Raw genomic sequence first — 14,038 nt, 5'->3', positions numbered from 1 at the left:
TAATGTTTTAATTTCCCAGTTCCAGCTGGTTCTTCACCAGCTCATAATATTTTCCTTTTTGTTTGGTCAGGGTCTGGTGGTTGCCCACTTCTGCAATGCGGCCCTGTTCCAGTACGATGATCTGGTCCGCATGCTTTACGGTGCTGAGCCGATGGGCGATCACCACTACTGTTTTACCATGGTAAAACTGCTGCAGGTTTTCCATGATTACCTTTTCATTGTTCGCGTCCAGCGCGCTGGTGGCTTCATCAAAGAACAGATAGCGCGGGTTTTTATATACCGCCCTGGCGATCAGCAGGCGTTGTTTCTGCCCGGTGCTGATACCGTTACCGGTATTACCTGTTTTGGTATTATAGCCTAAGGGCAATTGTTGTATGAAGCTTTCAATATTCGCCACTTTAACGGCATGCTGCAGTTTACGCTCGTTGATCCTTTCGTCTCCCACAGCAATATTGCTGGCGATGGTATCGGAGAAGATGAATCCTTCCTGCATGACCACACCGCATTGGTTTCTCCACCACTTGGGAGAAAGCCTTTGCAATTCCGTATTCCCGATCAGCAGCTTGCCGGCTGTAGGTTCATAGAACCGGAGTAAGAGCTTTAGCAAAGTGGTCTTACCACTGCCACTGCTGCCTACAATGGCGGTTACTTTTCCTTCGGGGATGGTAAGGCTGACATCTTTGAGCACATAGGGGCTATCAGGACCGGCATATTGAAAGGAAAGGTTATCCAATTGTATATCTCCGCTCTGTAGCGGGGAGGATACCAGGCTTGGTGTAAAGGTATCTGCCGTTTGCGCAGGCTCTTCGTTGTCGCGATTGTGGATCTCACCCAGCCGTTCCAGGCTGATCTTCGCATCCTGTGCAGAACGGAAAAAGGTGAGCAGCTGTTCTACGGGGCTGTTCATCTGGCCAATGATATAACTTACGCCCAGCAGCATTCCCAGCGTCATATTCCCGCCTATTACCTCTCTTGCGGCTATATAAGAGATAATAATGTTCTTGAGCTGTGTAAAGAACAGGTTACCGGTTTGCTGGTATTGTTCCAGGCCAAGGTGACTGATGTTCAATTTGAACAACTTTGCCTGTATGCGTTCCCATTCCCAGCGTTTGGTGGTTTCGCAATTATTCAGTTTGATCTCCTGCATACCGGTGATCAGTTCATACAGGCTGTTCTGGTTGTTGCTCAGCTGTTGAAAGCGTTTGTAATCCAGCTCCTTTCTCCTCTTCAGGAAGAAGAGGATCCATAATACGGAACAGGCACTGCCCAGCAGGAAAATGAACAGGATCTTCAGGCTGTAGATGCCCAGCACCACTGAGAATACCAACAGGCTTACAAACGAGAACAGTGTATGCAGGGTTTGAGTAGTAAGGAATTGCTCTATCCTGCCGTGATCATTGATCCGCTGCGTTATATCGCCTATCATTTTTGCATCAAAGAAGCGGATCGGCAGCTGCATCAGCTTGGAAAGGAAGTCTGAGATGATAGACATATTGATACGGCTGTTCATATGCAGCAAGATCCAGCTACGGATCATCTCTACCGCGGTGCTGCCTATGAATAATACCAGCTGCGATACCAGCACTAATTGTATGAAGCCGGTGTTCTGGTAGTTTACACCATAGTCTACCAGGCTTTGTGTAAGAAAAGGAAGTACCAGTGCCAGGAGACTGCCCAGCAACATACCTAATACCAGCTGCCCTATGTATTTATGATATGGCCGCAGGTATTGAAAGAGGAAGCGGAAACCGCCCGCTGCGGCAGCTTCATCTTCCTGCTGGTAGAACATGGGTGTGGGTTCCAGCATTAATACAATACCCTGCTCATTATTTTTTCCTGCCCAGCTTTGTAAAAAAGAGGCCTTGTCTACTTTTACCAATCCATGCCCCGGGTCTGCAATCAGCAGTTTGTCACTAGCGCGGCTGCCATCATAATTTTGGGGTGGCACTACAACAAAATGTTGCTGGTTCCAGTGAATGATGCAGGGCAAAGAGACTTCTGTATCCAGCTGTTCAAAGCTCACGGCAGCAGCCAGTGTTCTGAAGCCTATTTTTTCGGCGGCTTCGCTGATGCCTAACAGCGAGATACCTTCCCGGCTCATGTGGCTCATTTGCCTTAAACTGTCCAGAGAATAATTGCGGCCATAATGTTTGGCGATCATCCGCAGGCAGGTGGGGCCGCAATCCATGGTGTCTAGTTGTTTGTATATGGGGAAACGCATAAAATAAAAGATCAACCGCAAATGTAGCAGGGCTGCTTATCCTGGCGGCTCACCGGAAAAGGTGATTTTTCTCCGGAGCAGAAAAAAAAGTTACCAGCAGTTTTAAAAAATCACCTTTTCCGGTGAGGTGGATGCCTATGCGCCGGGCATACCTTTGTCATGTCAATTTGATTTTTTAACCACCAAACAAAAGTTTTTACTGCTTTTTAAGATTACAAAAGCAGCTTATAAAATGAAAAAGCAAACCCCAAAGAAGTTAGCCCTCGGAAAGATTAAAGTTGCCAGCCTGAGCAAAGCAGATCAGCAAATGGTGAAAGGCGGCCTGCCGATCGATTTTACGAAAAGGAGCGTTTGTGCGGATGCATGTTGTGCAAGTGATATCAACGCCCAGTGCCGCACGCTGTAAGGAAACGCAGCGAGCCAAACAAAACACACTTCATGCATTTGAAGTGTGTTTTGTGTTTCATAACGATTGAATATTTTTCTTATGTCCCAATCATTACACATCTATAAGAAGCTACAGGAGATCAACATGGAGCTGGATCATTTCATCCGCCGGGAAGACGATCCCGGCCTGTTGAGCGGTTACAGTGGATGCGCCTTGTTCTATGCATACTATTACCGCCTGACCGGAAAGCAAAAGCACCTGCGCCGCTTGCAGCAGGTATTGCAAAAGATGACAGGCGCACTGGCAGAGCAAGAACTAACCGCTTCCCATTGCAGCGGTATCGCTGGCATTGCCTGGTGCCTGCAGCATTTAACGAACCAGGGCTTCATTGAAAGAGCAGAAATAGACGACGCCTTCGGGGAAACAGATGAGATGCTGTCCCGCTACCTGCAGCAGGAGATGGAACAGCAGCGGTATGATTTCCTGCACCAGGGACTGGGCGCCGCGCTTTACTTCCTGGAAGGGCCTATGAATGCCACTGCAGGCGCTTGCCTGGAAGCAATGGTGGCACAGCTGGAACAGGCGGCCATTACGCTGGACACCGGTATCAGCTGGAAAGACCAGTTTGTAAGAAAGGATAATACCGAAGATCATTACAACCTTGGCCTGGCTCACGGCGTACCTGCTATCCTGGCCATCCTCGCTATGCTGTATGAAAAAGGGATCTGCGTTGAACGTACGCTTCCCCTGCTGGAAAAGGGCGTGCAATGGCTATTGTCCACCAGGAACCAACCGGAAGCCGGTTCCTGGTATCCCACCATGGTCACGGGTAACAATACCGCTATCGGCAGTTCGCAAAGCCGCCTGGGCTGGTGTTATGGAGACCTGGGCATCGCCATCACTCTCTGGAACATCGGCGGCCGGCTGGAAAAGGAAGCCTGGAAGAAAGAGGCGGTAGACATCCTTGCACATACGCTCTTGCACCGCGATAGCCACAACGGTACGGTCAGGGATGCCGGATTGTGCCACGGCAGCACGGGTATTGCGCATATCTACAGGCGGGTCTATAGCGGCAGCGGGGACGAACGCCTGCAGCCTGGGGCTGGTAGATGGATGGAACATACCTTTGAGCTGGGCGCCTGGGAAGACGGTCCCGCGGGCTTCAAAACGCATACCCTGAATGGATATATAAATACTTTTAACCTGCTGGAAGGCGTTACCGGGATCGGGCTGGCATTAATGGCTGCCGTTGATGAGGATGCTGCCCCGGCCTGGGACAGATGCCTGCTGCTCTCCTGAGCGGTTGTGGAAATGAGACCTAATTTGTAGATTTGAAGGAGACAATGCAATTATGATCCGCGTTTTTATTACTGACGACCACCCCCTCGTCCTCGAAGGTTTGCGATCCCTGCTCAGCAACGAGAAAGAAATTGAACTGGCCGGGTATGCCGTGAACGGCCAATCGTGTATCGATTATTTTACCAATAATACCGCCGACGTGATCCTGATGGATATCGGCCTGCCGGATATGAGCGGTATAGACCTCTGCGAAGCCATTAAAACCAGGCACCCGGAGGTGATGGTGCTGGCGCTCAGCTCTTATAACGAAGGGCATTATATTAATGCCATGATGGAAAAAGGCGCCAGCGGGTATGTAATCAAGAATGCAGATAAGGAAGAACTGCTGCAGGCCATTTATGAGGTGAACAAAGGAAGAACTTACCTCTGTTTTGAGGCCGGGCATGCGGCAAGAAAGGAAAGCAACAACGCAAAGAAGCTGTTACCTCCCTTAACCCGCCGGGAAAAAGAAGTGCTGCAGCTGATAGCGGAAGGTTATACCAACCCGGAGATAGCAGAGAAATTATTTGTCAGCTCCGCCACGGTAGATACGCACCGTAAAAGTCTGCTGGCCAAGCTGGATGTGAAGAACACGGCCCTGCTCATCCGCTTTGCCATGGAGCATAAACTCGTGAAGTAGGTCAGAATTTTACTTCCTCTACCTTTACTTCCAGTCCCTTTTTATCAGTGGCTATGTGACAGGCATAATCTCTGAAAGCAGTGATCTCCTGCAGGTGCCAGGAGCGGCCCTCCAGCATAACAGATTTCTTATCGGCTACATCCAGTGCGGTGAGCGCCGTGCTTAATCCGCTGCCGTCTGCTTTCAGCACGGCTTCCTTGCAGGTCCAGAAGCGGTAGAAGGCCTGCAGGGGATTAGCGGCAGTTTTAATAATATTCCATTCCCTGTCTGAGAATTGTCCCTTGAAATCATTCAGCTCAATAGGCCTGATCAGTTCCACATCAATACCAACGCGGGCCTGTGGGCTCACAACACAGGCTACCATGCGGCCGGCATGCGAAATATTGAAATCAATACCACCTTCAAGATAAGGCCTCCCGAAACCACTGTAACGCATATCATGCAGGTTGGCGCTGCTGCCGTATGCCTTGAGGGCGATTAATAAAAGGTGTTTGCCCAGCAAGGAGGCGTGGGCATCTTCCCAGCGTCTGAACTGACCTATTTTCTTTTGCATATAAACAGGCAATGGTTCCAGCAACGCCTCAAAAGTGGCGGACGCCAAGGGCATAGGATAGGTGGCGTAATAGATCGTCCCGGTCATGCAGTACTAGAATTGAGCTGTTGAACGTAATAATTTGCTTTCGTAATGCAATTTTGTAAAAATCTCACATAAAATATAATTTTAAATTATCCGGTAAATGCACTTTGCAAAACGAAAGAACTTTTTTGCAAACTGACAACATTTTGTTGTCAGCTCGAATGTATTCGATGTAAGATAACAGCTGTGTTGCGTAAGCTAAAGGAAATCCTTTGTAACGACAGTATTTTCAAGTTTTAGCAACATGATGGCCGATTTCACAAAACTATCGGCTATAATTTACAACTCGAGGTTTTTGTTCGCCATAGTTATTTTGTGTGCTGTCGTCAAGATAGCATACAGCTGGCTCAAAGCGCCCTGGTCCTTAAAGATGGCCGGGGCGCTTGCCCGTTTTATTACTAAAACCAGTCATTATTACACCTTTATAACCGGGAAATCCCGGAAAATTACTGCTCCTGCAATCCGTAAAAGCCGTTTGCCCGTTAATATAATTATACAACTATCAGTAACCAGGTTAGCGCTCCAGGCACTATCCACACCCTATTAATCAATTTTGCGTTGGTATGGAAGGTAGAAAACTAAGATGCACCCAGCAAGTTGTAGTCCTTATCCGGCATTTACGTAGAAAAAAGAGTATTCCCAGGAATACATGGCCGCCCATCTGGATATATCCCAGAATGCATATAGCAAACTCGAAACAGGAAAAATACCTATGACCATAGACCGGCTCTGTGAAGTAGCACGCATATTGGATATCGCTCCCACGGAGTTGCTCGCAGAGGTGAAGCTCGTCTGAGATGCATGTGGGGCGTGGGGCCTATGACGACCTAACCCGCTCCTGTTCCTATTCATGATCTATAAACTACACGCATGCCTCAGTTATTTCCAATAGACCACCACCAGGGAATGATTTATGCCTGAGGATCCCCCGCTCTCCTAATGAGGTAGCTTTTCCCTTAACAATCCATATATCCAGGTGCCTGCAATGGCGCTGAATATCATGATAGCCGCGGCAAATGCGCCGGTACCGATCATCGCAAAAAAGGGCCCCGGGCAGGCGCCTGTTAATGCCCAGCCCAGGCCAAAGATCAGGCCTCCTATCACCTGTCCTTTATGAAATTGTTTCTTGGGAAAACTGATCTTTTCACCATCAACCGTTCTGATACTAAAGCGTTTGATCAGCCACACAGCAAGCGCGCTGACGGCCACCGCCGATCCGAGCACCCCATACATGTGAAAGCTTTGTAAGCGGAACATCTCCTGTATACGGAACCAGGATATGATCTCTCCCTTAACAAAAACGATTCCCAGCAGCAGGCCAACCGCCATATACCGCAGCATGTGCCATCGCGAATGAGCAGGTGCAGCTGCCGTTGTAGTAAGCGTATCCAGCGACCGTACTTCGAAATCTGTATTTTTTACCAGTTGTTGAACGTTTGACATAATAGTAACATTAAAGGATATATGGAAGTATCCAGTTCGCTGTTAAAAATCCACCAGCCATAAAACAGCAGGTAGCCACCAGCGATGGCCACTGCAAAGTGGCCAGCCCGGTAATGGCATGCCCCGAGGTACAACCACCGGCATAACGGGAGCCAAAGCCTACCAGGAAACCACCTATCACCATGATGATAAAACCCCGTGCACTCAACAGGGAAGAGAATGTAAAGATGTCTTTCGGCACTAGCTGGCTGTAGTCGCTGATGCCGTGCCTCCCCAGCTCCGCCGCTAGTGCAGGATTTACTTGTATAGGCGCCGGGTTTTGCAGCAATTGGGTGGCAATGAAAGCCCCTGTTGTAATTCCAAGGATAAAAAAGAAGTTCCATGCTTCCTTTTTCCAGTCATACCGGAAGAAGGAAATACCGGCAGGCAAACAGGCAGCGCAGGCATGACGGAAATTGGCGGAGATCCCGAAGGATTTATTGCCAGCAGAAGCAAGGCCGGCGCCACCAGCCCGATCAGCGGCCCGGCCACATACCAGGGCCAGGGCTGTTTCAGTAATTCAGGCATATTCGATGTTTGAAGGTTATAGTAAGGTGGTTGGACAGATATAGTCGCTTATATTAAACAGTCCGCTGTCTTTCATTGCTTTAAAGCCTCCGTTAACATTTACCAGGTGCTCATATCCCCTTGCCCGTAAAATGGAATTAAATATCATCGACCGGTATCCGCTTGCGCAATGTACGTAATAGGTTTTATCCCCGGCTACTTCGGCCATATTATCGTTGATATAATCCAGAGGAACATTTTCAGCGCCCACTACATGCTCGCTGTCATATTCGCTTTTCTTACGCACGTCCAATATATTGACCGGCTGTTTGTTCATCAGTTCTGCCAGGTCTTCCACGCTGATGGCCGGTACCTGGTCGATTTCCCTGCCATCCTTCTTCCAGGCGGCCACACCGCCTTCCAGGTAGCCTATCGTGCCATCGTAACCTACACGGGCCATACGGGTGATCACTTCTTCCTCGCGTCCGTGCTCGGTGATAAGGAGGATAGGTTGTTTAATATCCGGTATCAGGGCGCCTATCCAGGGCGCAAAGTTGCCGTTTACACCCACGTTGATGGAATTGGGAATGAAACCTGCAGCAAATACTTCCGGGTCGCGGGTGTCCAGTATCAGCGCGTCGGTTTCATTGGCGGCGGCCTCAAACGTTGCCGGACTAAGCGCACGCCTGCCTCTTTCCAGTATGGTATCCATGCTTTCATATCCCTGCCGGTTCAGCATGGCGTTAAGGGGAAAATAGGCAGGAGGCTTTGTAAGACCGGTGATCACCTCCTTAATGAATTGAGCTTTGCTCAATCCTGGTCGTAAGGCGTAGTTAGTGGCCTTCTGATGCCCCAGGGTATCGGTAGTGGCATTGCTCATATTTTTTCCGCAGGCGCTGCCGGCGCCATGCCCGGGATAAACGATAATATCATCTGCTAAGGGCAGGATCTTGGTTTGAAGAGAATCATACAAGAGGCTCGCCAACTCTTCCTGTGTCATGCCTGCTGCTTTCTGGGCCAGGTCAGGACGGCCTACATCGCCGATAAACAATGTATCACCGGAGAACAGGGCAGCCGGCTTGCCATCTTCATCCCTTAACAGGTAACAGGCGCTTTCCAACGTATGCCCGGGCGTATGCAGCACTTCAATGCTGACGTTTCCTATCGGGAATACCTCTCCGTCCCGGGCTATATGCGCGTTAAAGGCCGGCTGGGCGCCAGGCCCGTAAACGATGTCAGCCCCCGTTTTTTTCGCAAGATCTAAATGACCGGAAACAAAGTCTGCATGAAAATGTGTTTCAAAAACGTAACGGATCTGCGCCTCGTTCCTTTCTGATCTTGTGGTATAGGGCAGTACCTCGCGCAGGGGGTCAATAACAGCTGCTTCTCCATTGCTTTCGATGTAATAGGCGCCATGTGCCAGGCAGCCTGTATAGATCTGTTCAATTTTCATGGTTGGCATTTTTGTGATACAAAGTTATTGGTATAGCACGGCTTAAAACGTGACCAAAGTCACCCTTATCACGATAACAACTGATCCAGGTTAAGGATCTTGATATATTGCTTGTGCAGACGTATAAGACCTCTGTCAGACAGCTTTTTCATCAACCGGGAGATCACTTCCCGGGAGGAATTCAGCTCTTGAACCAGTTCTTCGACCAGCGCTTCCTCAAAGGAAGGGAAATGCTGTTGTATGCTTACTTTTATGTCGGGCATAAAAGAATGTAATTTAGGCTGAGTAACGCAATGGCAGCGTGACAAAAGTTACGCAGCATGTACTAAACCATCTTTTTTACAACCTCCTTACCACTCACCAGTGCAGCTTCTACTGTACCCATTAAAGTGCCCTCAAACAAGCCTTCTCCTGCAAAGAACAGTGTATCTGCTACCGGTGTGCTTAATACCGGTTGTGCGGTTTTAGTATGCAGAGTGGCGTAGGAATATGATCCGCGTGTAAACGGATCGGCGGTCCAGTTAATGACTTTTGCATTTTCCAGTATGGACGCCAGTGTGGCGGTATGCAGGTGGAAAATGGCCGCCAGCGATGCCAATGCCATTTGTAAGATGCTGTCGTCGCTGGCATCCTTCAGCATTTTGGCTGCAGGACCGCCCAGCCAGCCGGTAAGCAGCGTGGACCTTTCCGGATGCTGGGTCCACCACGTAGGAACGGCTTCCTTTGAAAAGATGAAAGTAACGGGTTGGGGAAGCGCCGTATTGGGGTGTTCCCAAAATGCTTCGCGGAAGTTTAACAGGATCTTTATTACGCCGCCCATACCCATTTTGCGGAGGGCTTCCTGTTTATCGGGCAGGGGAGGGAAATACTGCAAGCTGCCCTTTTCTGTATCAGGAGCCTGTAAAACGCCCAGTGGCACGGTGATCAATACCTGACGGCTGGTATAGCGTTGTTCGTTATCGGTAATGATCTCTACATGGCCCGGCTTCCAATGGATTTCTTTCACTATAGTGGATAGCTGGATCTGGCCGCCGGCCTTTGTAATACCATTTGCGAGGAAAGCCACCAGTAGATCATATCCGCCGGCAATCCGGTATTGAGTTTCTTCGGGAGCCAGCCATTCTTTGCGCATGGCCATTGTACTGGCATCGAAAGGGTTGGCGGTATCGTAGCCGGAAGCGAAGTTTTTAATCGTCTCCCGCAGCGCGGTGTATTTGTTATCGGGAAAATATTGTTGCAGGAAAGTCTCCAGTGGCATGTCTTCCTCCAATGCCTTCAGTTGCTCGGCAAAATCATTCCAGTAAGGCATGTCAATATCAGGGTCGGGAATAGGGTAATAGGGAATCCCGGCTTCTTTTAACAAGGCCTGGGTAATAGGTAAATTCCCATGAACGAACTCCGCGCCGGTATGCTGGTAGATCCTGCCGCCGGTGCGGTTACGCGCCTCGAGCAGCAGTACCGTTTTGCCAGCTTTTATCAGTTCCCTGCCAGCCATCAGTCCTGCAGCGCCTGCGCCTATGATGATTACATCTGCCTGATCCATGAAGCTTGTCTAAGTGTTCGAGGTTTCCTGTTTTTTCTTCTGGTAGTATTTCTTCGTTTTTTCAATGCTGCCGCAGGAATGTGGGTTGCACCAGCGCCGTTTGTTGTTCTTGGTATGATCCAGGAACATCCATCCGCAGGCGGGGCATTCCTTGATCCGCTGAGGATCTTCGCCGGTCAATACGTCATAAACGGATTTCATGACGATCCATAAAGGTTGCAGCAGATCTGTATTGTCCTCTTGCCAGTCCTGTTCGAGATGGGTGTTGTGTTTACTGAACCTTATATGAGAAAGGGCGTCTGACAGTACCGAATTAAATGCATATAACAATTCATCGGGGAGGGCTGCTATATTGCCGGCAGCAATGGCAGCAAAGAACTGGTAAAGCAGTTGTCGCACGCGTTTGATTTCCTCCAGTGCCTTACCGGCCTGTTCTGCATGCCGCGCCGCGTGTTGTTGGAGTTGTTTCCTCCTTTGAGCAGACAGTATCTCCACTTTAGCGCTCCATTGTAGCAATGCTGAGTAGTTGTCCAGGTATTCGTGCTCGTTCTCTTCCTTCCAGGAGTGTACGGTATTGATAAAATCGAAGCACAGTACGCCTCCATCCAGGGGCAGGGTGTCTATGTTTCTCTCCTTGCTCATAGCTTGTCAAGGGAAAGATACGTAATTTTTACCAGTAAAATTACTTTTGATGGTAAGAAATAAATGTGTAGATTTATACCGGCAAAAGTGATTTTGCCGGTAATTGGCCACTTTTATCTGTAGTATTAATAATCACGTACATGAAACCAAAGCAAGCTTCTCAGGTGCTGGTAATACTGGCCTTCCTGGCCATCTACATCATTTGGGGCACAACCTACCTGGCTATCGCCTTTGGACTGAAGGGTTTTCCGCCATTTGTGCTCACCGCGTTCCGGGGCATTATTGCAGGGGGCATCCTGCTGGCCTGGTGCCTGGCCCGTGGTGAAAAGTTACCTGACAGGGCTACGCTGGGCAATACCGCTGTAAGCGGTATCCTGATGCTGGTAGGTGGTACCGGACTGGTAACCTGGGCAGAGCAGCATGTGAACTCCGGCTATGCCGCCATTATTATGGCTACAGAGCCCTTCTTCTTTGTGTTGTTGGATAAAAAGCAATGGGGGGAATATTTCTCCAATAAATGGGTGCTGTTCGGCCTGCTGGTAGGCTTTGCAGGTATTATACTGTTCTTCCATTATACAGGCGGAGACGCTCAGGACTCAACTGATAGCGCCATGTTATTGATAGGTAACCTGGTACTGCTGGCGGGCGCCATATTTTGGGTGGTAGGTTCCCTGTATGCACGTAATAAAGTAAACCACAGCCATTCTAATACCATGACAACCGGCCTGCAGCTTTTGGCTGCAGGCCTTTTCAGCGGCCTGGTAGCCGGGGTGAACGGGGAGTGGTCCCGCTTTTCCATCCAGCAGGTACCTTTAGCCGCCTGGGGTGGATTGCTCTATCTCATCACCATGGGATCCCTGGTAGCCTATATGGCTTTTACCTGGTTAATTACCATCCGCCCGCCCGCATTGGTAAGCACCCACACGTATGTGAACCCCGTTGTTGCGGTGTTGATCGGCTGGGCCTTCGCTAACGAGCATATTTCATTCCTGCAGGTAATTGCGCTGCTGGTCATTTTGGTGGGAGTGCTGTTTACCAATGTGCCTAATTATAAGCTAAAGGCGGCTTAGTTAGAATAGCGAATGCGCTGTTGTTGCTACCTTAAAATATGATTGAGTAAGCTCGATTGCCTGGTCTTCCCGAAAATCTTTACAGGTATAAATAATAAGGGAGAGGAACTTTTGCTGTTGCCATATGGCGATGTAAATGCCTGAATCTATCAATGGCACAAATGCATCGTAGCCCTGGTTCTCATCCTTGCCGGTGCCGCTGGTAGCATGCACAATGGGCTGGCCATAAGTTCTCAGTGAAAGCCCGGAGGTGATGTAAGTAAAGAAATCCACGAGTGTTTGTTCATTCACTTCAATAGTAAAGTAGCCTTCCACCAGGAGTCGTTTACGGAAGATATCGGGGGCAAGATTTTTCATCACGTGTATAGCTTTTTATAAAGGTATTTAAAAAATAAAAGGCAGTGTCTATGCACTGCCTTTCCGGAGGAAAATACCTTTTTCGCTTGGGCTACAGGTACCTCTTATAGGTTACTGTTGCTGAGCGGTGTCTTTAGCTGGTTTTGCTCCTTTGTGTTTAGCATGTTTTGCCTTGGTTGCTGTAGTATCCACTGCGCGGGTGGCGGTAGTGTCGCGGATCACGGCAGTGTCCCGCATGTTAGCAGTGTCTTTTACAAAGGAAGCAGTGTCCTTTACAAACAAGGAAGTATCGCGCATTGCTGCAGTATCTTTACGGAAAGAGAAAGCGGTGTCTTTTGCAAAAGAAGCTGTATCCTTTACGAAAGAAGCTGTATCTTTTTTGAATGCAGCAGTGTCAACTGCAAATGATGCAGTATCCTTAAAGAATGCAGTGTCAGATGTTGCGAAAGCAGCGGTGTCCTTTGCAAAAGCTGCCGTGTCTTTTGCAAAAGCGGCAGTGTCAACTGCAAATGCAGCAGTATCCACTTTGAATGCAGCTGTGTCAATTGCGAAAGCAGCGGTATCCGTTGCAAGAGCAGTATCTACTGCAAAAGCGGCGGTATCAACTGCAAAAGACGCAGTATCTTTCAGAAAAGCGGTGTCTCCTTTCAGAAAGGCAGTGTCAGCGGCAACAGATGCTGTGTCGCGATTAGAATTGCCCGAGCTCATTACACCCTTAGCATTTACCTGTGTGAGCACCAGTGCTCCAACGCCTGCAATAAGGCCAATTTTGATGATTTGTTTTCTCATAGTCTTTCAATTTTATGGTTAACTGATAAAAACTAAAGTGTGAACCATATTTCGTTTGTTCTTGTGGCTAGAAGTGCAAAAACCCTGCGAAAATTGAAAAAGAATTGTTAAAACGCCGCAATCCCTCTGTTAATAGGGCGTTTCAGCGATAGGGAATTTAAAATGCCATTTTTTTAACAGACGTATTTTTGTAGACCCAGCCCCCACAGGTAGTGTAATTTGTTGACTATGTCCACACGTTTTTATCAGTGTATGGCTGTGCGTTAATTATCTTTACATCATGGAACGGCATATACAAATTACCGCAGATGGCTCGCATACCCTTGCTATTCCTAGCTTACAGCTTACTTATCATAGTATGTACGGCGCCTTACAGGAGAGTATGCACGTATATATTCAGTCAGGATTGCATCACTTGCTGGGGACACATCCTCTACTGCGTATATTCGAGATGGGTTTGGGCACCGGCCTCAATGCCTTGCTCACACTGCAACACGCGGGTATGCAACACCAACGGGTATATTACGAAACAGTAGAACTGTACCCTCTTTCTACTGCTGAGGTAGAGTCGCTGAATTATAACATTTTGTTAAATAGCGGCCAGGAATACTATCTGCTGGAGGATTTGCACGCCGCGCCCTGGGATGTTGATGCACACGTAGCGCCATTATTTACATTACATAAAAAACAGCAGTCCCTTCTTCAATACCTTGAAAGCCCGCTGCAGGAGCCGTTCCATCTCATCTATTTCGATGCATTCGATCCTGCTGCTCAACCGGAATTATGGACGCAGCCTGTGTTCGAACAGCTGTTTGCCCGCCTGTACGAAGGTGGGGTATTGCTTACTTATTGTAGTAAAAGTATTGTTAGGAAAGCAATGCAGGCAGCAGGTTTTATAGTGGAGAAATTGCCCGGCCCGCCGGGAAAGCGTGAGATAGTAAGGGCCAGAAGGCCATCGTAAGCTATGGTGA

At 48.7% G+C, this 14,038-nt stretch carries 16 protein-coding genes and 1 pseudogene; 7 read left to right on the top strand and 10 right to left on the bottom strand.

The annotated features are described in order from the left end of the window. Positions 1–7: 7 nt before the first annotated feature. The gene (locus ACR9Y8_RS06065; protein WP_481212346.1) at positions 8–2,221 is read right to left on the bottom strand and encodes a peptidase domain-containing ABC transporter; all 2,214 of its coding nucleotides are present in this window, start codon (positions 2,219–2,221) and stop codon (positions 8–10) included. Positions 2,222–2,348: 127 nt separating this feature from the next. Between ACR9Y8_RS06065 and ACR9Y8_RS06060 the strand changes: the two genes are divergently transcribed. The 3 genes from ACR9Y8_RS06060 (at position 2,349) to ACR9Y8_RS06050 (ending at position 4,587) form a co-directional block, all read left to right on the top strand. Beyond that, positions 2,349–2,627, top strand: a complete 279-nt coding sequence (locus ACR9Y8_RS06060; RefSeq protein WP_481212345.1) for a class I lanthipeptide — start codon at positions 2,349–2,351, stop codon at positions 2,625–2,627. An 81-nt stretch (positions 2,628–2,708) separates the two neighbouring features. Continuing rightward, positions 2,709–3,908, top strand: coding sequence for a lanthionine synthetase C family protein (locus ACR9Y8_RS06055; protein ID WP_481212344.1), 1,200 nt, complete (start codon positions 2,709–2,711; stop codon positions 3,906–3,908). A 52-nt stretch (positions 3,909–3,960) separates the two neighbouring features. Beyond that, positions 3,961–4,587: a response regulator gene (locus ACR9Y8_RS06050; RefSeq protein WP_481212343.1), complete on the top strand. Its 627-nt coding sequence runs from the start codon at positions 3,961–3,963 to the stop codon at positions 4,585–4,587. Position 4,588: 1 nt separating this feature from the next. Here the strand turns inward: ACR9Y8_RS06050 and ACR9Y8_RS06045 are convergent, their stop codons facing one another. Further along, the gene (locus ACR9Y8_RS06045) at positions 4,589–5,227 is read right to left on the bottom strand and encodes a 4'-phosphopantetheinyl transferase family protein (RefSeq protein ID WP_481212342.1); all 639 of its coding nucleotides are present in this window, start codon (positions 5,225–5,227) and stop codon (positions 4,589–4,591) included. Between the two features lie 637 nt (positions 5,228–5,864). On the opposite strand from ACR9Y8_RS06045, the pseudogene ACR9Y8_RS06040 reads away from it, so the two are divergent. Beyond that, positions 5,865–6,020, top strand: a pseudogene (locus tag ACR9Y8_RS06040) (helix-turn-helix domain-containing protein); the annotation flags it as partial. A gap of 140 nt (positions 6,021–6,160) precedes the next feature. On the opposite strand, the gene ACR9Y8_RS06035 reads toward ACR9Y8_RS06040, so the two are convergent. Together ACR9Y8_RS06035 and ACR9Y8_RS06030 are read right to left on the bottom strand one after the other, a co-directional pair. Further along, positions 6,161–6,667: a DUF6691 family protein gene (locus ACR9Y8_RS06035; RefSeq protein ID WP_481212341.1), complete on the bottom strand. Its 507-nt coding sequence runs from the start codon at positions 6,665–6,667 to the stop codon at positions 6,161–6,163. A gap of 10 nt (positions 6,668–6,677) precedes the next feature. After that, a complete protein-coding gene (locus ACR9Y8_RS06030) occupies positions 6,678–7,097 on the bottom strand; it encodes a YeeE/YedE family protein (RefSeq protein WP_481212340.1) in 420 nt (139 codons plus the stop codon). Positions 7,098–7,112: 15 nt separating this feature from the next. On the opposite strand from ACR9Y8_RS06030, the gene ACR9Y8_RS06025 reads away from it, so the two are divergent. Next, entirely contained in the window at positions 7,113–7,247 is a 135-nt protein-coding gene (locus ACR9Y8_RS06025; protein WP_481212339.1) for a hypothetical protein, read from the top strand. Positions 7,248–7,250: 3 nt separating this feature from the next. Here the strand turns inward: ACR9Y8_RS06025 and ACR9Y8_RS06020 are convergent, their stop codons facing one another. The 4 genes from ACR9Y8_RS06020 to ACR9Y8_RS06005 form a co-directional block, all read right to left on the bottom strand. Next, complete coding sequence (locus ACR9Y8_RS06020) at positions 7,251–8,666, bottom strand: MBL fold metallo-hydrolase (protein WP_481212338.1); 1,416 nt, start codon at positions 8,664–8,666, stop codon at positions 7,251–7,253. Between the two features lie 68 nt (positions 8,667–8,734). Then, positions 8,735–8,929, bottom strand: a complete 195-nt coding sequence (locus ACR9Y8_RS06015) for a helix-turn-helix domain-containing protein (protein ID WP_481212337.1) — start codon at positions 8,927–8,929, stop codon at positions 8,735–8,737. A 62-nt stretch (positions 8,930–8,991) separates the two neighbouring features. Then, on the bottom strand, positions 8,992–10,209 hold the full coding sequence (locus ACR9Y8_RS06010) for a flavin monoamine oxidase family protein (protein ID WP_481212336.1): 1,218 nt from the start codon (positions 10,207–10,209) through the stop codon (positions 8,992–8,994). A gap of 9 nt (positions 10,210–10,218) precedes the next feature. After that, positions 10,219–10,851 carry a CGNR zinc finger domain-containing protein gene (locus ACR9Y8_RS06005; protein WP_481212335.1) on the bottom strand — a complete coding sequence of 211 codons (633 nt, stop codon included), beginning with the start codon at positions 10,849–10,851 and terminating at the stop codon, positions 10,219–10,221. Positions 10,852–10,991: 140 nt separating this feature from the next. Here ACR9Y8_RS06005 and ACR9Y8_RS06000 point away from each other — a divergent pair, with 140 nt between their 5' ends. After that, on the top strand, positions 10,992–11,921 hold the full coding sequence (locus tag ACR9Y8_RS06000) for an EamA family transporter (protein ID WP_481212334.1): 930 nt from the start codon (positions 10,992–10,994) through the stop codon (positions 11,919–11,921). On the opposite strand, the gene ACR9Y8_RS05995 is transcribed toward ACR9Y8_RS06000, so the two are convergent. Together ACR9Y8_RS05995 and ACR9Y8_RS05990 are read right to left on the bottom strand one after the other, a co-directional pair. Continuing rightward, complete coding sequence (locus ACR9Y8_RS05995; RefSeq protein WP_481212333.1) at positions 11,922–12,278, bottom strand: S-adenosylmethionine decarboxylase; 357 nt, start codon at positions 12,276–12,278, stop codon at positions 11,922–11,924. A gap of 111 nt (positions 12,279–12,389) precedes the next feature. Further along, positions 12,390–13,067 (bottom strand): hypothetical protein, encoded by a 678-nt coding sequence (locus ACR9Y8_RS05990; protein WP_481212332.1) that lies wholly within the window; start codon positions 13,065–13,067, stop codon positions 12,390–12,392. 280 nt (positions 13,068–13,347) lie between these two features. Between ACR9Y8_RS05990 and mnmC2 the strand changes: the two genes are divergently transcribed. Next, on the top strand, positions 13,348–14,028 hold the full coding sequence (mnmC2, locus tag ACR9Y8_RS05985; protein ID WP_481212331.1) for a tRNA (5-methylaminomethyl-2-thiouridine)(34)-methyltransferase MnmC2: 681 nt from the start codon (positions 13,348–13,350) through the stop codon (positions 14,026–14,028). Positions 14,029–14,038 lie beyond the last annotated feature (10 nt).

Source organism: Chitinophaga sp. SVR4-12A (assembly GCF_056754765.1).
Note: the sequence above shows the minus strand (reverse complement) of the source record. Positions and strands in the feature narration are given on the sequence as shown.